Raw genomic sequence first — 23179 nt, 5'->3', positions numbered from 1 at the left:
CTTGAGGTAGAACATGTTTCAGTTGCCATTACCAATGGAAATGGAGATGAAGCTGAATCAAGATCTAAACTTAGATGTGAAAATTGGGGGTAAGAAAATGAAAAAAAGAATGAAGAAAAGATTATTTGGAAAAAAGGTTGCAGTTCCAGCTCTTTCAGCAATGTTATTATTCTCTTTAGCTGCATGCAGTGATTCAGAATCAGCAAGCAAAGATAGTAAGGATGGAAAAAGTTCAACACCTGAAATCAGAATTATGACTACAGCATATACACCAGATCCGCCAGCTGATGACAGCCCCGCTTTAAAGGAATTAGAAAAGTTTACTAATACAAATATTACCATGAATTGGGTATTAAATAGTTCTTATACAGATAAGTTAAATATCACTTTAGCATCTGGTGACCTTCCAGAAATTATGATGATTCCTTCTAAGATTCCTAGTTTCGTAAGTGCTGTCCGCGACGGTGCATTCTGGGAACTTGGACCTTACTTAAAGGATTATCCGAATTTAAGTAAAGCGAACGAAATTACCTTACAAAATAGTGCAATTGATGGAAAGATATACGGCATTTATCGTTCTCGTCCGCTAGGAAGATTAGGTGTAACGATTCGTGCAGACTGGTTGAAAAATCTTGGTCTAGAAACTCCGAAAACAATTGATGAATTCTATAATGTATTAAAAGGTTTTACTGAAAATGATCCTGATGGCAATGGAAAAGATGACACTTATGGGATGGTTGTATCAAAATACACTGGTCCATTTGACATCATGCAAATTTGGTTCGGCGCTCCAAATAAATGGGGTGAAAAAGGTGGCAAACTTGAGCCAGATTTCATGTCCGAAGAATACATGGATGCTTTAAAGTTCTTCAAAAAATTATATGATGAAAAATTAATCAACGAAGACTTTGCCGTAATGGACCCGCAAAAATGGGGAGATCCATTGATGAATAGCCAAGCAGGTGTGATAGTAGACGTACTTGACCGTGGACGCCGTGCAGATGAAGATTTCAAAAAGTCTAATCCTGAATTAACTGAGCCAATTGACATCTTTGGTGCGGTTGAAGGTCCAGAAGGTCTTCGTTCTCTTCCTACCTCAGGTTACTCTGGATTGTTAGCTATTCCAAAATCAAGTGTAAAAACTGAAAAAGAGTTAAAGCAAGTTTTAGCGTTCATAGATAAATTGAATGAGGAAGAAGCTCAAAAATTAGCCTATAACGGTGTAGAAGGCCGCCATTATGAAATGAAGGATGGTAAATTAAACCTTCTTACAAACAATGATCAGGCACTTATCAATGAATTTACAGACATAAATCAATTTGTACCGGGTATTCCAGAGAGTAGATTCATTCAACCAGAATTAACGGCTGTTAGAGAAAAAGAGGCACAAATACTGAAAGATAATGAAAAAATTGTTGTTCCAAATCCAGCTGAATCCTTGTTATCTGAAGTTTACGCTCAAAAAGGACAGCAGTTAGACAATATCATCAACGATGCACGTATCAAATTTATTGTAGGACAAATTGACGAAGCCGGATTTAAAGATGCGATCAAATTATGGCGCAGCACAGGCGGAGACGACTATATCAAAGAAATTAATGACCTATACAAAAAAACAAAGAAATAATAACTAGGTGTAAAAACAGGCAGTGTTCATACACTGCCTGTTTTGAAAAAGACCCTAGAATTTGAAAGGAGTGAATTTATGGACGGCCTTAAGGCACAGAGTGTCGAAACTGTGGAACCAGGGTATAAAACTGTAAAAAAAGCATCAAAGGCTGAAGTAAAATCGAATATTTCCAATATCCAACGTTTAAAAAGAGATAAATGGCTCTACCTGCTCTTAATTCCAGGCTTAGCTTATTTTATTATTTTTAAATATCTTCCCATGTGGGGAATTGTCATTGCCTTCCAAGACTACTCTCCATTTCTAGGAGTTTTCGGTAGTAAATGGGTGGGTTTTGAAAATTTTATCGATTTCTTCAAAAACCCTGATTTCTTTAGATTACTAGAAAATACTTTTATTCTTGCGTGTCTGGACTTAGTATTCTTTTTCCCTGCGCCAATCATTTTGGCTCTTCTATTAAATGAACTAAGATTGCAAGCATATAAGAGTGTGGTGCAAACCTTTATTTATGTCCCACATTTTATGTCATGGGTAATTATCGCAAGTATCACGTACATCTTTTTTACCACTAGCGGTGGTGTAGTAAACGAAATCGTTTCACTTTTTTATGGGAAAGAAATTAACTTCCTTTCCTCTCCAGAATGGTTCCGTCCACTTATTATGGGACAAATCATTTGGAAAGAATCAGGCTGGGGTACGGTTATTTTCTTAGCAGCGCTTGCTTCTGTCGATAAGGAGCAATATGAAGCGGCAATAGTAGACGGGGCAGGAAGAATGAGAAGATTATGGCACGTGACTCTTCCGGCTGTAAGAAGCACGATTGTTGTTCTACTAATCTTACGACTTGGTAATTTTCTTGATACAGGTTTCCAACAAATCTTCCTTATGAGTAACTCCCTCAATCGAAGTGTAGCGGATGTTTTTGACACGTATGTTTACTTTGTGGGTATTACCCAAGGGGCTTATAGTTATAGTACCGCAGTAGGATTATTTAAAGCAATTGTAGGTGTAGTCCTCGTTTTAGGTGCTAATAAATTGGCTAAAAAGATGGGGCAGGACGGAATTTTTTAAGGTTTTATGATTTAGGAGGTGGAAAGAATGTCGATGCCAAAAATGCATAATACTCCTGCTGGTAGAGTATTTGATGTATTTAATTTTATTCTTATGGGGATCATTGGATTGATTATGATATGCCCATTCCTTTACATTATTGCTGGTTCCTTTGCAACGGAAGCAGAATTAACAAGGAGAAGTTTCTTTATCTTTCCAGAAACTTTTACACTTACAGCTTATGAATATATCTTTTCAACAGATACTTTTACTCGAAGTATCCTAGTATCCATCGGTGTTACCTTAGTAGGAACATTGGTTTGCTTATTCTTTACATTCTCAATGGCTTATCCATTATCAAGAAAAACGTTGATGGGCCGTAACTTCTTTATGAACCTAATCGTTTTCTCAATGCTCTTCAGTGGAGGAATGATTCCAGGATATATCGTGGTAAAATCATTAGGATTATTAGATTCTTACTGGGCGTTAATTTTGCCGATTGCGATTAATCCTTTTAACTTAATTATCGTTAAAACATTCTTTCAAAATATCCCGATTGAATTAGAAGAAGCGGCTAAGATTGATGGATGTTCCGAGGTTGGAATCTTTTGGCGGATTATGCTGCCGCTTTCGAAACCAGTTCTTGCTACCTTTGCTTTGTTCTATGCGGTAGCCATTTGGAATGACTTTTTCAGTGCTTTGTTATACATTACGGACAGTGCCAAGTGGCCGGTACAAGTTTTGCTTCAACAAATTATTATTCTATCACAGGCACAACTTGGCGATGCAGCATCTGCAAGTGCGAACTTTGTGGAACCGCCTGATCAATCATTAAAACTTGCGGTGGTTGTTGTAGCCACTTTACCTATCTTAATTGTTTATCCTTTCCTACAGAAACACTTTGCAAAAGGTATGTTATTAGGTTCGGTTAAAGGATAAATGAAGAAGTATTTTAAAGTAATTAATAGGACCATTTGCATTGGATGATAGGTTTCATTCAATGCAAATGGTCCTTTGTGTTTACAAAAATCAGACATAATAGTAAAAAATCAGACATTGATAGTGAAAATTCAGACATTTTTATTAAAGCGCCTTCATTTTTGATGTAAATATGCCATAATTGGTTACAGTCGAGTTTTTGCAAAGTTCCAGATGCGGAGGTGTACTAGTGAGATTTAAAAACATAAGTTCAAAACTAAAAACGCTTCAATGGAGAGGTAGTTTTCATCGTAATAGTTTTATTTTAATCTTGCTAATTGCGAGTATCCCAGGCTTAATCACTGGTCTATGTATTTATTTGTTTGCTGTTGGGAAAGTGGAAGATGAATTAAGAATATTACATACTAGTCAAATCGAGCAGAGAGCAAAAAATATTGATGAGCAGTTCAAGTATTTGGAATACTCTACATCACATTGGGCATTTGAGCCGAGATTTGGAGAATCATTAAGGAATATCGATTTTGTCAGGCAGTTTACGGAAACCTATGATATTTCTAAAACACTTTTGTTATTACAGGGAAGTCATAATCTTATAAAAACAGTAGATTTATATATTGAACGCGAGAAGCCAATTTTATTTAATAGCGAATATAATGTACTAGATGATAAGTCAAAAAGGTTTTACCATGAAGGTTTAAGTAATGGTAAAAAACTACACTGGGCTGAGTATCCGGTAGAAGCAGGATCTAAAAAGAAAACGCTTGCATTTATTCACAGCATTCCCGCAACAAGCAAGGATCCATTCGGCTCCATCATTGTTACAATTGATCAGCATAAAGCACTGCAACTACTAAAGACATTAACCCCTTATGATAAGGGGGCAACATTCATTTTAGATGGAGAAAACGAAATTTTACTCTCATCAAACAGCACAAAGGACTCTACCTTTATAAATGTATTACAGAAAGAAATGGAAAAACACAAAAATACTGATGGGTCTTTCCAAATAAAACATAATAAAAAAATGTATTCTATCTCCTATGGTCAATTTACTAGAATAGATTCGGATTGGACATATGTTTCAGCTGCGCCGATGTCTTCTATTACTGCTCCATTGGTATTCGTTTCTAGGTTGATATTGATTTTTAGTATAACAGCACTTATTCTTGCATTTATATTATCTTGGTTCACGTCAAATCGGATATATTCTCCTATTAATAAACTATTAAAAAATTTAGGGCATGAGGAAGAAGGATTATGGAGAGGTAAAGGTCGGGACGTATTTACAGTAATTGAACAGCAAATGAAAAATTTATCACAAAAAAGTGATCTGCTTCAGTCACGTTTAGTCGAGCAGGTAACTCAAATCAAAAGCAGTTTTATTCTCCAATTAATCCAAGGATATTTATATCATCATACAGAAGAAGATTTGCGGGTAAGAATGGAGAATTATGGCTGGGAGTTAGAAAGGAAATCTTTTACAGCACTTGAAATTCAACTGACAGGTTTAGGTGAATCATTCTCAAATAATGATGAGAGTCTCGTTACATTTACGGCAGCAAACATAATGGAGGAACTGGCAAACGAAATGTTTGATCAGTTTAATATTCTAAAATTTACGGATTTATCAGTAGGCGTATTGGTGATCCATCTAAATAACGATTCATTCAGGGAGGAATTACATCTCTTTGCTGATAAAGCAACAAAAACGATAAATGAAATATTACAGATGCAAGTAACTGTTACAATTAGTGAACCAACGGATAGTCTTAAAAAAATTCCTTATATATTTGAAGAAGTTCGTAGCGGAAAGCGGTTTAGATTATTTGAAAATAGTAATCAGGTTATTGATCTGATGGAGCATGAAAGGTCAGGGAATATCAACCAAATCCACTATCCATTTGCGATCGAAAAAGAAATTATTCAAGCGATAAGAATGGGTCATACTGCAGAGGTTGAGAATTTAATTAGACCATTTTTGCAAGAATTAACGGAAAAGGGCATTAATGAAATCAATATTCATCAGGGGATTGTGCAGCTTTATAGTAGTATTCAGCATGAAATACTTCATTCCGGAATACATCCTCATGAACTGTTCGAAGGGAAAAATATGTATGAGGAGCTTTCTCAAATTCGGGATACGGAAAGAATCATTAAATGGTTTACTGATGATGTAATCGGTCCGTATATACAGAAGTTAGAGGGTAGGATGAATATTGAATTAAAACGGGTAATTGAAAAAGTTGTCACCAAAATACAGGACAGTTATGCGGATGACATTTCCTTGGAAAGTTGTGCAGACGAGGTAGGTACAAACCCTTATTCTTTAAGTAAGGCTTTTAAACAAATGGTCGGAATTAACTTTATTGATTATCTAACACAATTAAGAATTGAAAAGGCGAAAGAACTTCTGATAAATTCTGATATGAAAATTAACGACATAGCAGAAGGTGTAGGATATAGACACAGTTATTTTAATCGGATATTTAAAAAACAAATCGGTATACCGCCAAGCCAATACCGAAAACTGAATCAGGTTGACAGTCAAATAAAGGTAGAAAATGATGGTAGTGGTTTTTAATACCATCATTTTTTATTGAAATTTATTCTTTGCAAAAAAGTATGGTTGCTGGAAAGTCATGTTAATTTTATATTTTTTATAAAGATTTAGTTAGGAGAAGGTGTTTAGAAAATGTTATATAAACAATTTGAAAGAGGCGAATGTCTATATCACAATCCTCTTTCAAACATAACTGATATTGAGGATTGGAAATTAGAAGGATCAGCTAAGCATAGCTTTAAGGATAGTCGCTTACACTTAGAAAATGAATTAGACCCCGATATTTATGGGGACGACGCTCATTGGGTTTTTTGGTGTCCAATTGATTTTCCAGATAAGATTATCATTGAGTGGGAGTTTTATCCTGTCCGAGAACCAGGACTTTGTATGATATTTTTTGCAGCTGCTGGGAGAAGGGGAGAGGATCTTTTTTCCACAGATTTGCCAGCTCGTAACGGAAAATACCCTGAGTATCATTCAGGTGCCATAAATGCTCTCCACTTATCCTATTTTAGGCATAAGCATCCGGATGAAAGAGCTTTTCGTACATGTAACTTGCGGAAAAGTTATGGATTTCACCTCGTTGCAGCTGGTGCAGACCCACTTCCTCCGGCCTGTGATTCCATTCCTCCATATTATATGAAACTCGTGAAATATGAGGGTCTTGTACAATTTTCAATCAATGATTTACCGGTACTGGAATGGGAAGATGATGGAGTCAGCTTTGGGCCAATTTTTGGTGGCGGGAAAATAGGCTTCCGGCAGATGGCACCTATGAAAGCTGCTTATTCAAATTTAACCGTACACCAAGCGACTTTGAAAACTGGTAACAATAAGTAGTGTTATCGAAGTATGAGTACGTTCATAGATAGGGGGAGACAACGATGCAGATGAAGGGAGCTATCGGAGGATTTTACTCACTTTGTGATTGGCTGATGAAATTAGCCTATATCAATCTTTTATGGATTGCGTTTACATTTCTTGGTTTAATCCTATTTGGTTTATTTCCTGCGACAACAGCTATGTTTGTTATTATTAGGAAAATACTGATGGATAAAGATGAAATTCCAATCTTTAAGACTTTTTGGGAATCGTATAAAAGTGAATTTTTAAAAAGTAACCTTTTAGGGCTTATTTTAATTGTTTCAGCCTATATCTTATATATTGATATTAGTTTTTTGAGAGGCGCGACAGGACTTATTACTCTGCTGTATTATCCAACCCTTATGGTTGCTTTAGGCTATATCTTAACCATATTTTATGTTTTCCCAACGTTTGTCCATTTTGACCTTAAGATTCACCAGGTAATCAAACATGCGTTCATGATCATGCTAATGAATCCGCTTTCTACAGCATTGATGGTGATTGGAACTTTCGCGGTATATCTTTTAATGACAACAATACCCGGTTTAATTCCATTATTTAGTGCAAGTATCTTATCATTCGTTATCATGTGGGCATCCTTTTTTGCTTTTTCAAAAATTAAGAAACAACAGAATGCCGTTTAAGGAACGAGCAAGACCACTGACACTTTGTTGGTGGTCTTTTCTAAAAAATAGATTGTTTTATACATAACTGAACTGTAACGAAAATAGTATGTATTTATGTTTGGAGGGGAGAGAGGTTTATGCAAAGTTTACGTTGGGCATGGAGTTATATCCGTAATTATAAAATAAGATTGTTTATCGGCCTGCTTTTGGCTTTAATTGTTTCTGCCCTAAATATGGTAAATCCTTATTTGGCGGGAAGAATCGTAGATGATGTCATGTACGGTCAGGAAAAGAATTCGTTATGGCCATTCATTGGTTTAATGATAGGTTTTACGGTTATAAGAACCTCGGTGAGATATGGATACCAAATTATGTTTGAGAAATTATCACAGAATGTAATCTTTAAAATGAGAGAAAATCTCTATGACCGACTTCTTAAATTAGATTTTAGTTTTTATGACCGCACAAAAACAGGGGACATAATGGCAAGAATGACAGGTGACATGGAAGCCATTAGACATTTTACGGCATGGACAATTTATATGATCTTTGAAAATAGTATGATCTTACTCTTTGCAATCGTATTTATGGTTTCTATCCATCCGCCGTTAGCGTTAGCCATTTTGGCGATTACTCCGATTATTGGATTTTTTGCTGTTCGTTTATCAAATGATGTGAAGCCAACCTTTACGGAAATCAGGAATCAATTCGCTAAACTAAACTCTGTCGTCCAAGAAAATATCTCGGGAAACCGTGTTGTAAAAGCTTTCGCAAAGGAAAACTTCGAGATTGATAAATTTACAGTGGAAAACAAAGCTTTTAAGGCAAGAAATCTGAACTCCGCAAAGGTTTGGGAAAAGTACTTACCGATTCTAGACTCACTTGCAGGTGTACTAACAGTAGTCATGATTTTGGCTGGCGGATTTATGGTGATTAGCGGTTCCCTTACAATTGGGGAATTGGTTATGTTTAATTCCTTAATATGGGCTATAAATAACCCCATGAGGATGGCAGGATGGTTGATCAATGATGTTCAAAGATTTATCGCCTCTGCTGAAAAAGTGGAGGACCTTCTACTCACTAACTCACAAATTACCAATGGCTCTGAAAAAAGCAGTATGCCAGAAAGTATTGGTAATGTGGAATTTGAACATGTTTATTTTAGTTATGGAGAAGGTATGGTGTTAGAAGATATTTGCTTCAAAGCTAGAACAGGGCAGACAGTAGGAATTATTGGACCCACAGGTTCCGGCAAGTCTACATTAGTAAATTTGCTAAGCAGATTCTATGACACCACCAGTGGGGAAATTAAAGTAGCGGGGGTCAATGTCAAGGATTGGGATCTCCACAAACTAAGAGCGAATATGGCGATGGTGATGCAGGATATCTTTTTATTCTCCGATACCATTGAAGGAAATATTGCCTATGGAAATCCAAAAGCTTCACTTGAAATGGTCCAGACTGCAGCAAAAATGGCGGAGGCACATGATTTCATTACCCATATGCCGCAAGGGTATGACACCATTATAGGTGAAAGGGGAGTTGGATTGTCTGGAGGGCAGAAACAAAGGATTGCTCTTGCACGTGCATTGATGCAAGATCTAGCCATTCTAATTCTTGATGATACGACATCTAGTGTTGATATGGAAACAGAAGAAAAAATTCAAAATACATTAAAGCAAATTCAAGAGAGCAAAACCTGTTTTATCATTGCGCATCGGATATCCTCAGTAAAAGAGGCAGATATAATCCTAGTGATGGAAAATGGAAGAATTATTGAAAGAGGAAAGCATGAAGAATTACTGGAACAAAGAGGATACTATTATAACGTTTATCAAAACCAGTATGGGAATTTTGATATGCACCTAATGGCAAGGAAGTGAGAACAATGGCACGAAATAAATTTAATATTGATGAAGAACTGGATACTCCTTTTAATTTGGTCCATTTGAAAAGGTTACTATTGTATATTAAACCATATAAAAAGAAAATACTGCTGACTGTTTTAATCATGCTCATTGCAAGCAGTGCAAATCTTATTGGACCATACTTAATTAAGCAGGCAATTGATGAGGAGATACCAAGCAAGGATATAGTCGGACTTGCAACACTTTCCGGAATTTATTTATTCGCTCTAATCATCACGGGTGTGTGCATGAAGTATAGAATACGAATGATGTCAGAAATTGGTCACAGTATCATAGAAAATATCCGCAAAGATTTATTCACACATCTGCAAAAACTATCATTTTCCTTTTTCGATAGCCGGCCACATGGGAAAATATTAGTTCGGGTAGTGAATTATGTAAATTCTTTGAGTGATCTGTTATCAAATGGTTTAATTAACTTAATTACAGACTTATTCAGCCTTTCAGTTATTATAGGCTTTATGCTTGCAATCGACGTGAAGCTGACTTTGTTTGCGATGGCTGGTTTTCCTATCCTCGCAGGCATTATCTTCTTAATAAAAAATGCACAGCGAAAGGCTTGGCAAAATTTAAGCAATAAAGTATCCAATATGAATGCATATGTACATGAAAGCATCAATGGAATGAAAGTAACTCAAGCCTTTGTTCGTGAACAAGAAAATAGAAGAATATTCCATGATGTTTCGAATGGATACCGGGGTTCATGGATCAAGGCTGTTAAAATTCAATTCCTGCTCTGGCCAGCGATTGAAAATATCTCTGTCTTAACCGTTTCTTTTATTTATGTAATAGGTATATCAATGATAGGCCAAGGCGTAACGGTCGGTGCAATGATTGCGTTTATTGGTTATATCTGGATGTTTTGGATGCCGTTGGCGAATATTGGAAACTTCTACAATGCCATTATTAATGCAATGGCTTATTTAGAACGTATCTTTGAAATGATGGACGAAAAACCGACCATTATCAGTGAAGACAATGCAAAAGAACTTCCATTTATTAAAGGGAAGGTTGATTTTGAAAACGTTGTTTTTGGATATGAAAGCAATGGAAAGAACTTGGACCAAGTGAATATCAAAGTAAATCCAGGTGAAACCATCGCGCTTGTGGGTCCAACAGGATCAGGAAAAACAACGATTGTTAGTTTAATTAGTCGTTTTTATGATGTTAATAGCGGTGAAATAAAAATTGACGATATCAACATAAAGTCTGTTTCACTAAACTCACTAAGAAAGCAAATGGGTATCATGCTGCAGGACCCTTTTATTTTTTCTGGGACCATAATGGATAATATCCGCTATGGAAGACTGGATGCAACAGACGAGGAAGTCAAGGAAGCCGCAAAAGCAGTTCAAGCACACCATTTTATTGTTCAGTTAGAGAAAGGATATTTAACCGAAGTGAATGAAAGAGGAACAATGCTTTCGAATGGGCAAAGACAACTCATTTCCTTTGCAAGGGCATTATTGGCAGATCCTAAAATCCTTATTTTAGATGAGGCAACTTCTTCCATTGATACCGAGACAGAACTTGCTTTACAAAAGGCACTCGAAATTCTGCTTGCAGGGAGAACTTCTTTTATTATCGCTCACCGCCTTTCTACCATTCAAAATGCGACACGAATCTTATTCATTGAAAAAGGTAGAATCATAGAGGAAGGAACACATGAAGAGTTAATTAGATTGAGAGGAAAGTATTGGAAATTGTGTTTATCCCATTTCGCATCCCTTGATGTTGGATAGCACGAAGAAGCCCTCACTATTCGAGGGCTGTTTTTATTTCAAGGAAAATACCTCTAGGAAAAACACGAAGTAAATGTTAAAATTTAAGTAATTTACGGGAAAGTTTTAGTAAAATATAGTAAATTTATTTACCTTGGTATTGACTACGCTTACACATCCTTAAAAATAAAACAATTGGAGAACTCCTAATGAAGAAGCTACTTCATAGACTAAAAAAGCAGTATGCCAATTTACAAATTAAATATAAACTTTTCCTACTCGTGTCATGGATTATGGTTATTTCATTTTCCTTTGCTTTTTTCGGTTTACAGTATGCTTTTCATATTTACGATGAGCAAATATATAGCAAATCCTCTCAAGTCCTAAGCACATCTTCTAATAGTATTGAGAGTGAATTAAGGGATTTGGAGGACCTTTCCTACAATATATTGACAGATGCACAAATTCAACAATACTTATCTTCCATTAGTGAAGATAGTACAGAATATGATAAATTTCGTATGCGTACGAACATGTTGGATAAACTATTAAGCTATGCTAACAAGGAAGAATATATCCAATCTATTAATTTAGTTGATGTAAATGGAGAAGAGTATATAGTTGGACCAAGGACATTTAAACTAAATCAACAGCAAAAAACGGATATTACTAAAATGGCAATAAAGGCCAATGGCAGTAATGTTTGGTTAAATCCAGAAAAAAATGATTTCATATTCGCTACAGCACGAGAAATAAGACAGTTTCGGAACTTAAGTTTTGACAACCTTGGTACAATCATCATCTATCTCAATATGGACAAACTTGTAGCCAATATTTTAGAAGGATCTAGAAAAAGCGATGGTGAATTCTTAATCGTTAGAAAAAACAATATTATTTTTCCGAAAGAACCAAGCTTAGTATTTAAAGAAGCAGCCATATCGATAGATTCTCAAGCGTTAGAATCAGGCTATCAATTTAAAAAAATTGATAAAAAGAATTATTTTCTTGTTCATATTAAATCCAACTACTTTGATTGGGGTTATTTGAATGTAATTCCCTATAATCAAATCTTTGAAAATATTAATATGGTGAAAACCTTCTTAATAATAATCTTTATCCTAATGTTTGTGGTTGTAACAATGTTTGGTATTCGTTTTGCTAGGAACATAACGTTGCCTTTGGAGAATCTTGTAGATGGCATGCAGTATGTAAAAGTTGGCGATTTTAAGCAAGCTAGAAAGAAAGCACTTACAACATCCGCATTTCAGGATGATGAAGTTGGTAAACTCCAACAAAACTTCCAAACAATGATTCAACAAATCGATGAACTTATAAATGAAAATTATTCAAAGCAGCTTACGATTAAAGAGACAGAGTTTAAAGCACTTCAGGCTCAAATAAATCCTCATTTTTTATACAATACCTTAGAATCTATCAATTGGTTAGCAAAAGGCAATGGCCAGTCACAAATTTCTAAAATGGTAGAAGCACTAGGATTTTTGCTTCGTAATTCAATTAGCTTAAAACAACCACTGATTACCATTGAAGAGGAGCTTAATGTTGTAAAAAATTATGTGGTTATTCAGAAATATCGTTTTGAAGACAGATTGGATTTTCACTTGCAGGTAGATTTAGATATTGTTGGATTCTATATTCCGAAGTTAACGTTGCAGCCACTTGTTGAAAATGCCATTCATTATGCGCTCGAGCCTAAGATTGACCCATGTAAAATTAGTATTTATTCAATTGTAGATAAAGAAACGATAAAACTAATTGTTGAAGATGATGGGCCAGGAATGGAGACTACTTTCATTGAAAAGTTAAAAAAGGGTGAAGTGAAGACGCGAGGTCAAGGGGTCGGCTTATCGAACATTAATGATAGAATTAAACTCTCTTATGGGGAGAGATATGGAATAAATATTGAAAGCGAACCTAATAAAGGAACGAAGGTTATCATTGTTTTACCTTTCAATAAGGGGGAAGACCATGTATAAGGTATTGTTAGTAGATGATGAAAGAATCATTACCGATGGAATGTCCAAGGTAATTAATTGGGAGTCAATGGGCACAAATTTGATCGGGACCGCAAGAAATGGGATAGAAGCATTCAGCATAATTGAACAAAAAAAGCCGGATATCGTAATTAGTGACATCAAAATGCCAGGAATGAATGGCCTAGAGTTGGTTGCTAAGGTTCATAGTGTTTTTCCTGAGATTCGATTCGTTTTGTTATCAGGCTTCAGTGAATTTGATTATGCAAAACAGGCAATGCAATACGGAGTGAAACATTACCTATTAAAACCTTGTAACGAGAATACGATTATGGATGCCGTAACCGAGATTTGTGAGGATTTAAAACAAATACAAAATCGGGAACAGTTTATCCAGAAGATGAAAGGGACTCTTGAGAGTGTTTTACCCTATGCCAAAGAACAGCTGCTGAAAGATTATATTACCAATCATTATGAAAATAAAAATTTAGAGTATTATCAAAAGCTATTTAATATAGATATAAATACTCCCAGTGTAAGGCTAGTGTTATTTCAACTCGAGGGGAATTTTGAATTTGAGCATATGTTTGCAATGAAAAATATTGCTGAACATATTTTTGATTCTTATATTCTTAGTTGTACGGTAGGGGAAACCATTTTATTTCTACTTGAAGATGATAGTAATTACCCAAAACTTCACGCACAAATTGAAAAAATAAAAAAAACATTCTATCAATATTACCAAATTGATTCTACCGTGGCCATTAGTGATAATGGAAAACTCAGTAATGCGAATAAATTATATAATGAAGCACTTGATTGTTTAACTTACCGATTTTATTTAGGAGAAGGAGGAATTATTACAAAGAAAGACATCTCCTATCAAAACACATCAGGTGAATTAGAATTCTATTTTGATGACCAAACCTTTTGTCGATTAGTGAAGTCTGGTTCCTGGATAGATGTAAATAAAGAAATAATGACATTTTTTACTCATTTAATAGATTTAAGGCTTGATATCAATATCACCAAGTCATATGTCATCCAGTTATTTAATGCGATGATACGGTTATGTGAACCTAAAGAAATGAATACGTATTTAACAAAGTTAACGCAGTTACTAGAAATAGACACAATTCAAAATCTGAGAGCCTTTTTTGAAAGCGTTGCCCAAGAAATTACACTATCATTCTTTGATCAAAATAATAATAAACATTCAACGATAATAAATAAAGTCATTGAGACGATTCATAAGTATATTGGAAATCAAAATTTATCGTTACATTGGGTCGCAAATGAAATGTTATATATGAATGCAGATTACCTAGGGAAGCTTTTTAAGAAAGAAACAGGTGAAAAGTTTTCAAATTATATAACGAGATTAAGAATTGAATTAGCCATTAGTCTGATTGAAAAGGAAAGCGATGTAAAAGTATTTGAAATCGCTGAAAAAATTGGTTATGGTGAAAACCCTCAATATTTTAGTCAGGTATTTAAAAAACATACAGGTTTTACTCCATCAGAATACAAAAGAGAATCCTTACAAGGGTTGTAAAAATAGAAAAAGGGGTAAAAAACGATGAAAAAACTATTGTTTTCAACTTTGTCCCTAGTAATGGTACTTTTCGCTGGTGGTTGTGGAGAAATTGATAGAGTAAATTCCGCCCCGAGTAAAGGTAAAAAGGAAATTACTTTAAAAATTGCCTGGTGGGGCGAACAACCAAGACATGATTATACCTTAGAAGTAATTAAATTATTTGAGGAAAAATATCCACATATTCATGTTGATCCTATATACGCAAATTGGGATGATTATTGGAAAAAGCTAGCTCCGAAGGCAGCTGCCAATCAGCTTCCTGACATTGTCCAAATGGATTTGCTCTATCTAAGACCCTATAGTGATAATGATTTGCTTGAGGATTTAACACCGTTTATTGAACAAGATGTGATTAAAACAGATTCGATTAGTGAGAGAATTCTTTCTGGTGGGAAAATTGACAGTAACTTGTATGGATTGCCATTAGGAATAAATGCACCTGCAATAATCGTAGATCGTGAATTACTTTCGTCAGCAATCGGTAGTTATCCATTGCCAAATTGGACTTGGAGCGATTTTGAAGAAATGGTCTTGCAGGTTCACAAAGAAACTGGTAATTATGGTACAAACGGAATGAAATCACCGGATGTATTCTTTTCTTATTACTTACGGACAAATGGAATGAATTTATATAATAAGAATGGAAATGGATTAGGTTATGATGATGATCAATTGTTTATTGATTATTTCGAGATGCAATTAAGATTGTTGGAAAAAGGTGCCTTCCCAAGAGCGGATGTTACAGAACAGATTAAAAGAATAGAAGATGAGTTGATCGTAACGGGGCAGTCACCGATGCAATGGGTCTATTCCAACCAATACTTCGGATACTTGAAAGCAGCAAACCGTCAGCTCGAGCTTATTCCACCTCCAGGACCTGGTCAAGAGTTGGGACTTACTGTGAAGCCTAGTATGCTTTTTTCAATGGCTAAAAGTTCAAAGAATAAAGAGGCAGCTGCTCTATTTATTAATTTCTTTGTAAATGATATTCAAGCAAATAGCGTTATAAAAGGAGAAAGGGGGGTTCCTATTTCTTCAAAGGTAGTAGAGAAAATAGAAGAAGATTTATCCGAAAATCAGAAAAAGGTATTCGATTACGTAAATAAAGCTAAAAACACAAGCAAAAATGTAGATAAAGCAGACCCACTTGGCAGTATTGAGGTAGTGAAAAAGTTACAGGATGTTTCAGAACAAATACTATTTAAGAAAATTACACCACATGAAGGGGCAAAAATATTTAGAAGTGAGGCAACTAAAATCCTTTCAGACAAGAATTGATCTATCAATTTATAAAAAAGCTCCCGCGAACAAGCGATAAACTGCTTGTTTCACGGGAGCTTTTTTCTATTTTAAATGAAAAGTCTGATTTTTAAACAAACAAAGCGGAAATTTGGATTCAGGCAATATGGAGTTGAGCCTTATAATAATAAATGTAAACACTTACATAAAAGTGTGAAAAATAAGGGGGAGAAAAAATGAAAAAAATCTTAGTTTTATTATTCTCATTTGTTCTAGTTTTTTCATTAGCAGCATGTAGCGGCAGCAGTTCAACAAGCAATGAAGAATCTAAACCTAAAGAAGACAAAAAAGATGAAAAAGTTACTCTTCGAATTGCATGGTGGGGATCGCAACCACGACATGATTATACCCTAGAAATTATTAAAATGTATGAAGAAAAAAATCCAAACGTAAAAATCGAAGCTGAATATGCTGCTTGGGATGACTACTGGAAAAAGTTAGCTCCACAAGCAGCAGCAAATGAGCTTCCAGACATTATCCAAATGGACTTATCATACTTCTCACAGTATGCACAAAATAATCAAATTGCTGATTTAACTCCATTTGTGGATAAACAAATCAATACAAAAGATATTGCTGATAACATCATTAATGGCGGTAAACTTGGTGACAAGCTTTATGGTATTAACGCTGGTGTAAACGTTGTTGGTTTCCATCATGATCCTGCAGTACTTAAAAAAGCTGGTGTAGATTCTATCCCTGAAGATTGGACTTGGGATGATTACAAAGAAATTGCGGCAAAAGCAAAAGCTGCTGGCGTATTTATGGATACTGGAATGAAAGCAGATGTATTCTTCAATTACTTCCTAAGAACACAAGGGAAATCACTTTATAGCAAAGATGGAGCTTCCCTAGGTTATAAGGATGATAAATTGTTCGAAGAATTCTTCAACATGACATCTGGATTGGTAAAGGATAAAGCGGTTCCAACACCTGATTTCTTAGCACAGTTGAAAGGGATTGAAGATGATCCTGTAGTTACACAGAATGCAATTGGTATCTGGCAATGGTCTAACCAGTTTGTAGGTATTCAACAAGTTGCAAATCGTGAATTAGCGATTGCTCCAATGCCAGGTCCTGACAGTGACAAAGGTTTATATTTAAAACCAAGTATGTTCTGGTCAGTTGGAAATAACTCAGAGCATAAAGAAGAAGCTGCAAAGTTTATTGACTTTATGATCAATGATATCGAAGCGAACAAATTAAATCTTGGTGACCGTGGTGTTCCTGGTTCTTCCGTTGTTAAAGAAGCATTAAAGCCACTACTTTCACCAGCACAAGTTCAAGTATTTGACTATGTAGATTGGGCAGAAGGAAATAGCTCAGAATTCGACGGTCCAGACCCAGTTGGTGCCGGAGAAGTGATTGAAACTCTTGACAGTTTAGCAGAACAAATGGCTTATGGAAATCTATCAGTGAAAGATGCAGCAAAACAGTTTAGACAACAAGCTGAAAGCGTCTTAGCGCAAAACAAAAAATAATTTCCACTTTGATAGCTGATCACTTTCTTAGGTCAGCTATCGTCCTTTCATCTTAGGGAATGAATCTAAAGCATAAGGAGATGAATAAATGAGTACACGTGTGATAAAGGAAAATGTAAATGCGGATATCACGATTCGAACTGTTACCAAACGAAATCGCGCCATCAAGGAAAACTTAACAGGATATGCGTTTATCAGTCCGTTTATTATTGGATTCCTTGCTTTTACATTAATTCCTATCATAGCCTCTTTATATTTATCATTTACAAATTATAACCTATTTGCAGCACCACAATGGATAGGCTTAGAAAACTATAAAAAAATGTTTACTGCCGACCCTCGCTATTGGCAATCATTAAAAGTAACACTCATTTATGTGCTTGCTGGGGTACCTTTAAGACTTGCATTTGCACTATTAATTGCAATCATTTTAAATACAACTTCAAGAGCAGTTGGAATCTACCGCTCACTGTTCTATTTACCTTCTCTAATTGGAGGAAGCGTTGCCGTTGCGATTATGTGGCGTAATGTTTTTGGTGACTTAGGTATTGTCAACATTTTACTTGATTTAATTGGACTCCCAATCGTTAAATGGTTTGGTAATCCGACTGCGGCATTATGGATGCTCATCTTCTTGTCAGTATGGCAATTTGGTTCCTCGATGCTGATCTTCTTAGCTGGATTAAAAGGTATTCCGAAAAGTTATTATGAAGCAGCTAGTGTTGACGGAGCAAATGGAATACAACAATTCTTCAAAATCACTCTTCCAATGCTAAGCCCAGTTATTTTATTCAATACAGTTATGCAAACAATTGGTGCTTTTATGACATTCGTACCAGCATTTATTATCTCTAAAGGTACTGGCGGCCCGTTAGACGGAACTCTTCTTTATTCACTATACTTATTCATTCAAGGTTTTGAGTTCTTTAATATGGGTTATGCTTCAGCAATGGCTTGGATCATGCTTATTATCGTAGGAATTTTAACAATCCTTATCTTTACGACATCAAAATATTGGGTTCACTATGAATCAGAAGGAGGCAAATAACAATGACATCGAAGTTAAAATCACCAAGATGGTGGATATATCATATACTAGTCGGCGGTTTTGCGATTTTAATGCTTTATCCAGTTATTTGGCTCGTGATGAGCTCATTTAAACCAAGTGATACTATCTTTATTACAGCTAAATCACTGATTCCAGAAACATGGATATGGACGAACTTTGTAGACGGCTGGAAAGGGATTGGCGGTAATTCATTTGGTGTTTTCATCAAAAATACTGCCATTCTAGTAGTCATTACCTTAATTGGACAAGTAATATCATCAGCATTCATTGCCTTTGGTTTTGCACGATTAGAGTTTAAAGGAAAAGCACTTTGGTTTGGATTAATGATGGTTACCTTGATGCTTCCACATGATGTATTAATGGTACCGCAATATATCATTTTTGCGAAACTTGAATGGCTTAACTCTATTAAGCCACTTGCAATACCAGCATATTTTGGACACCCGTTCTTTATCTTCCTTTTAGTTCAATTTATACGGACGATTCCAAGAGAGCTAGATGAAGCGGCGATAATTGATGGCTGTGGAACCTTCAAGATTTTCACGAAGATTATCTTGCCATTAATCAAACCATCTTTAGCGACAGCAGCGATTTTCTCATTCTATTGGACGTGGGAATCCCTGTTAGGGCCAGTATTATATTTGAATAGCCCGACAAAGTATACTGTTTCAATGGCATTAAATATGTTCTTAAGTAATGAAACTGTATCTAACTGGGGCGCAATGTTTGCGATGTCAGTTGTTACCTTAATTCCAGTATTCGTCATCTTCTTCCTCTTCCAACGCCATGTTGTTGAAGGAATCAGTACGAGTGGGTTAAAGGGATAACATGTTAATAAAAAAGTCAACCTTAAAACTTTGCCACTTCGTACCCTAAATGGAAGTGGCAAAGTTACAGTAGTTTAAAAATTAGGGTACATGTGTTTAAGGAGGATTACAAATGGACACTTCTGGATTTATGGAAAGTTTAAATAAATTGCTTGAGTGGATTTCAAGACTAGCATTCTTAAATTTACTATGGATATCATTTTCACTTCTAGGTTTGGTCATCTTTGGATTTTTTCCTGCAACGGTGGCAATGTTTGCAGTCGCTCGTAAATGGATGCTAGGTAACGATGAAATGTCTATTTTTAAGACTTTTTGGACTGCATATAAGCAGGAATTCTTTAAGAGTAATCTTCTCGGATTGATGATTTCTATTGTTGGTATTATTCTATTTATAGATTTTCGGTTTGTTCAACTAGCCGAGAACAGTTTTGCTTCTATTTTATATGTTCCATTTTTCATCATCACATTCATTTTTATTTCCATGCTGTTTTATATCATTCCTATTTTTGTCCATTATGATATGAAGCTAAGCCAGGTTATTAAAAACTCCTTCTTTGTGATGATTATGAATCCACTTTCGACCTTCTATATGTTGATTGGCAGTTTTGGAATATGTTTTGTCCTTTCTTATGCTCCGCCTATTTGTATATTATACAGTGGAAATCTATTAGCCTTATTTATTATGAAACCTGCAACCACTGCCTTTGAAAAAATTAATCAAAAATCAAAGTTAATACTAAATTAAATAATAATGAAAGGGAGAGATGGTGGAGGGGACTCCTGTCTCTCCCTTTCATTATTATTTCATAAAGGAGGAATTGGAACAGATGAAAATTGGATTCATTGGCACTGGCTGGTTTACAAATAAGCATGCAAATATATTAGGAGCAATGGACGGAGTAGATGTTACGGCATTTTGTGGAACAAGTCTAGAAAAAGCGGAGACTGAAGCTAGAAAATGGTCCAATGCAAAGGGGTATTCAAACATAGAGGAAATGCTAGATAAACAAAGTCTAGATGCTGTTTATATATGTGTACCGCCAATGGCTCATGGAGCCATTGAAAAAGCATTACTAGAAAGAAAAATCCCTTTTTTTGTAGAGAAACCATTAGGAATTAATGATGAGCCATTTGAAATCGCTAGAAAGATTGAAGAGCAGAACCTTGTTACTTCTGTAGGTTATCATTGGCGTTATATGGATATTTCTAAAAAGGCTCAAGGCATGCTAAAGGAGCGCCAAGTTGGGATGGCCCTTGGTTATTGGATGGGGGGGATGCCGATGGTTCCTTGGTGGAGAGACGTTAAAAGTTCTGGAGGACAATTTATTGAACAAACCACCCATATTGTCGACCTTTTACGTTTTCTCTGCGGTGAAGTGAAAGAAGTCTATGCTGCTTATAGCAGCAGAATGATGTCTGAAAAAGTGGAGGGGACCACTGTTTCAGATGTAGGAACTGTGATTCTAAAATTGAATAATGGAATCGTGGCAAATATCTCAAATACCTGTATTCTCCCTGAATCAAACAAGGCAGGGCTAGAAGTATATACGAATCAAGGGGTAATTGAAATTAGTTCCAATCAATTAAGAGATATTCGGGGTCAGGAGATAAGCGAATATAGGAATCAATTGGATCCATACAAAGTTGAAAATGAACTATTCTTAAATGCTGTCAAAACAGGGGATTCAAGCCCAATATTATCAACCTATAGTGATGCTGTTAAAACACATCGGATCACTATTGCAGCTGCACAATCTGCCATGACTGGAGCACCCGTCATCTTAGAGAGGTAGGAGTAACAATGGCTTTAGAGAGTTTAACACAGATAATACGAATTGAAAGTGGGGTAAATGTATGGACAGTCTAGGAGTTAATACAAGAGGGAAGATAGCATTATGGGATAATGTAAAACTAGAGGCAAATGAATTTAACACAGATTGTCCTAGTTTCGAGCCCTTTTTACTTGATGGAGATGGGCCGTTACCAGTTATGATAATCGCTCCTGGAGGCGGCTACGCTCGGCGTGCAGACCATGAGGCATATCCAGTCGCACAGTGGATAAATTCCATCGGCATATCAGCCATCGTGCTCCATTATCGAGTCGCTCCATTTAGTCATCCAATCCCATTGGTCGATGCCCAAAGAGCTATTCGGATGGTAAGATATCATGCTTCTGAGTGGAAAATAGACGCAAATCGAGTTGGTATACTTGGTTTTTCGGCAGGCGGGCATTTAGCTTCAACCGCTGGAACCCATTTTGACTTAGGAAATAAACTGGCAGAGGATCACATTGAACGTATTAGTTCGCGTCCTGATCTCATGGTCTTGTGTTATCCAGTCATCACCATGGGAGAACATACACATGAAGGAAGCAGGATCAATTTACTTGGTGAGAATCCAAGTTCAGAAATGATTAACCTGCTTTCCAATGAAACACAAATTACGGAAGATACTCCTCCTGCTTTTCTATGGCATACTGCTGATGACGCTGCAGTAGATGTTGAAAATAGTTTGCTTTTTGCAGCTGGATTACGAAGGCATAAAATTCCGTTTGACTTACATGTATTCGAAAGCGGCAGACATGGATTAGGGATGGCTGAGGAGAATCCTGAAGTAAAAGCTTGGCCTGAGATTTGTGAAGCTTGGTTAAGAAAAAGGGGGTTTTAGTTCATTGAATGTACCAAATGCACCCCTATTTAGGGATCCGATTTATGATGGTGCCGCCGATCCAGTGATTATTTGGAATCATGAAGCGAATGAATGGTGGCTTATTTATACAAATAGACGGGCAACTGTTGAGGGCCAAAAAAATGCCTGGGTTCATGGGACCGATCTTGGAATTGCCTCCTCCTCTGACGGAGGCAGGAGTTGGACGTATCGCGGCGTGATTGAGGGACTTGATTTTGAACGGGGCAGGAACACATTCTGGGCACCAGAAATCATCTCGCATGATGGTTGCTATCATATGTACGTCAGTTATATTCAAGGTGTTCCGACTGACTGGAGTGGTCATAAGAGAAAGATTATTCACTATACAAGTACCAACCTATGGGATTGGAACTATGAATCTGAATTAAAATTAAGCTCCGAATACGTGATTGATGCTGGAATTCATAAACTGCCAAATGGGACTTGGCGCATGTGGTATAAAGATGAAGCCAATCACTCTCATACCTATGCCGCTGATAGCCTTGATTTATTTCATTGGGAGGTAGCAGGTCCTGTGATTACCGGTTTTCCCCATGAAGGTCCGAATGTATTCTATTGGAAGAATTCCTATTGGATGATCATTGATCAATGGTCAGGACTTGGTGTATATCAGTCTAGCGATGGCGAGCAATGGGTAAGGAACGGGATAATATTAAATGAAAGCGGTACACGTGAAGATGATGGAACGATCGGTTTGCACGCAGATGTCCATGTTAGCGGGGACGATGCCTATATCTTTTATTTTACCCATCCCCAAAGAGTTGAAGGTGCCGAGCCTTCCTATAAAACTAGAAAATCATCGATTCAGGTGGCTAAATTGGAATTAGTAGATAATATCCTTATTTGTAATCGAAACGCCCCATTTGACTTAGTTTTATAGATAGGAGAGGA

General features: G+C 36.1%; 18 protein-coding genes. All 18 read left to right on the top strand.

Annotation, left to right across the window (positions count from 1 at the left end; genetic code table 11):
• Window positions 1–97: 97 nt before the first annotated feature.
• The 18 genes from QUG14_RS09440 to QUG14_RS09355 all read left to right on the top strand — a co-directional run bounded on the left by QUG14_RS09440 (window position 98) and on the right by QUG14_RS09355 (window position 23168).
• Window positions 98–1627 (top strand): extracellular solute-binding protein, encoded by a 1530-nt coding sequence (locus tag QUG14_RS09440; RefSeq protein WP_289340261.1) that lies wholly within the window; start codon window positions 98–100, stop codon window positions 1625–1627.
• A gap of 78 nt (window positions 1628–1705) precedes the next feature.
• The gene (locus QUG14_RS09435) at window positions 1706–2698 is read left to right on the top strand and encodes an ABC transporter permease (protein WP_289340260.1); all 993 of its coding nucleotides are present in this window, start codon (window positions 1706–1708) and stop codon (window positions 2696–2698) included.
• A gap of 33 nt (window positions 2699–2731) precedes the next feature.
• A complete protein-coding gene (locus QUG14_RS09430) occupies window positions 2732–3616 on the top strand; it encodes a carbohydrate ABC transporter permease (protein WP_289344115.1) in 885 nt (294 codons plus the stop codon).
• A 229-nt stretch (window positions 3617–3845) separates the two neighbouring features.
• Window positions 3846–6197 carry an AraC family transcriptional regulator gene (locus QUG14_RS09425; RefSeq protein WP_289340259.1) on the top strand — a complete coding sequence of 784 codons (2352 nt, stop codon included), beginning with the start codon at window positions 3846–3848 and terminating at the stop codon, window positions 6195–6197.
• Window positions 6198–6308: 111 nt separating this feature from the next.
• A complete protein-coding gene (locus tag QUG14_RS09420; RefSeq protein ID WP_289340258.1) occupies window positions 6309–7016 on the top strand; it encodes a DUF1961 family protein in 708 nt (235 codons plus the stop codon).
• 44 nt (window positions 7017–7060) lie between these two features.
• Complete coding sequence (locus QUG14_RS09415) at window positions 7061–7684, top strand: YesL family protein (protein WP_289340257.1); 624 nt, start codon at window positions 7061–7063, stop codon at window positions 7682–7684.
• A gap of 119 nt (window positions 7685–7803) precedes the next feature.
• Window positions 7804–9549 (top strand): ABC transporter ATP-binding protein, encoded by a 1746-nt coding sequence (locus tag QUG14_RS09410; RefSeq protein WP_289340256.1) that lies wholly within the window; start codon window positions 7804–7806, stop codon window positions 9547–9549.
• A gap of 5 nt (window positions 9550–9554) precedes the next feature.
• Complete coding sequence (locus tag QUG14_RS09405; RefSeq protein ID WP_289340255.1) at window positions 9555–11336, top strand: ABC transporter ATP-binding protein; 1782 nt, start codon at window positions 9555–9557, stop codon at window positions 11334–11336.
• A 188-nt stretch (window positions 11337–11524) separates the two neighbouring features.
• Window positions 11525–13309 (top strand): sensor histidine kinase, encoded by a 1785-nt coding sequence (locus tag QUG14_RS09400; RefSeq protein WP_289340254.1) that lies wholly within the window; start codon window positions 11525–11527, stop codon window positions 13307–13309.
• Entirely contained in the window at window positions 13302–14861 is a 1560-nt protein-coding gene (locus QUG14_RS09395; RefSeq protein WP_289340253.1) for a response regulator transcription factor, read from the top strand. The genes QUG14_RS09400 and QUG14_RS09395 overlap by 8 nt, the downstream gene beginning before the upstream one ends.
• A 24-nt stretch (window positions 14862–14885) precedes the next feature.
• Window positions 14886–16181, top strand: a complete 1296-nt coding sequence (locus tag QUG14_RS09390) for an ABC transporter substrate-binding protein (protein WP_289340252.1) — start codon at window positions 14886–14888, stop codon at window positions 16179–16181.
• Between the two features lie 197 nt (window positions 16182–16378).
• Complete coding sequence (locus QUG14_RS09385; protein WP_289340251.1) at window positions 16379–17683, top strand: ABC transporter substrate-binding protein; 1305 nt, start codon at window positions 16379–16381, stop codon at window positions 17681–17683.
• 88 nt (window positions 17684–17771) lie between these two features.
• Complete coding sequence (locus tag QUG14_RS09380) at window positions 17772–18731, top strand: carbohydrate ABC transporter permease (protein ID WP_289340250.1); 960 nt, start codon at window positions 17772–17774, stop codon at window positions 18729–18731.
• A gap of 2 nt (window positions 18732–18733) precedes the next feature.
• The gene (locus tag QUG14_RS09375) at window positions 18734–19579 is read left to right on the top strand and encodes a carbohydrate ABC transporter permease (RefSeq protein WP_289340249.1); all 846 of its coding nucleotides are present in this window, start codon (window positions 18734–18736) and stop codon (window positions 19577–19579) included.
• Window positions 19580–19691: 112 nt separating this feature from the next.
• Window positions 19692–20324, top strand: a complete 633-nt coding sequence (locus QUG14_RS09370; RefSeq protein WP_289340248.1) for a YesL family protein — start codon at window positions 19692–19694, stop codon at window positions 20322–20324.
• Between the two features lie 82 nt (window positions 20325–20406).
• Complete coding sequence (locus QUG14_RS09365; protein ID WP_289340247.1) at window positions 20407–21372, top strand: Gfo/Idh/MocA family protein; 966 nt, start codon at window positions 20407–20409, stop codon at window positions 21370–21372.
• 61 nt (window positions 21373–21433) lie between these two features.
• Window positions 21434–22246: an alpha/beta hydrolase gene (locus QUG14_RS09360; RefSeq protein ID WP_289340246.1), complete on the top strand. Its 813-nt coding sequence runs from the start codon at window positions 21434–21436 to the stop codon at window positions 22244–22246.
• Between the two features lie 4 nt (window positions 22247–22250).
• Window positions 22251–23168, top strand: a complete 918-nt coding sequence (locus tag QUG14_RS09355; protein WP_289340245.1) for a glycoside hydrolase family protein — start codon at window positions 22251–22253, stop codon at window positions 23166–23168.
• Window positions 23169–23179 lie beyond the last annotated feature (11 nt).

The organism is Neobacillus sp. CF12 (assembly GCF_030348765.1).
Classification (GTDB): Bacteria; Bacillota; Bacilli; order Bacillales; family Cytobacillaceae; genus Neobacillus.
The sequence above is the reverse complement of the archived record's forward strand: the minus strand, read 5'-3'. Positions and strand labels throughout refer to the sequence as shown.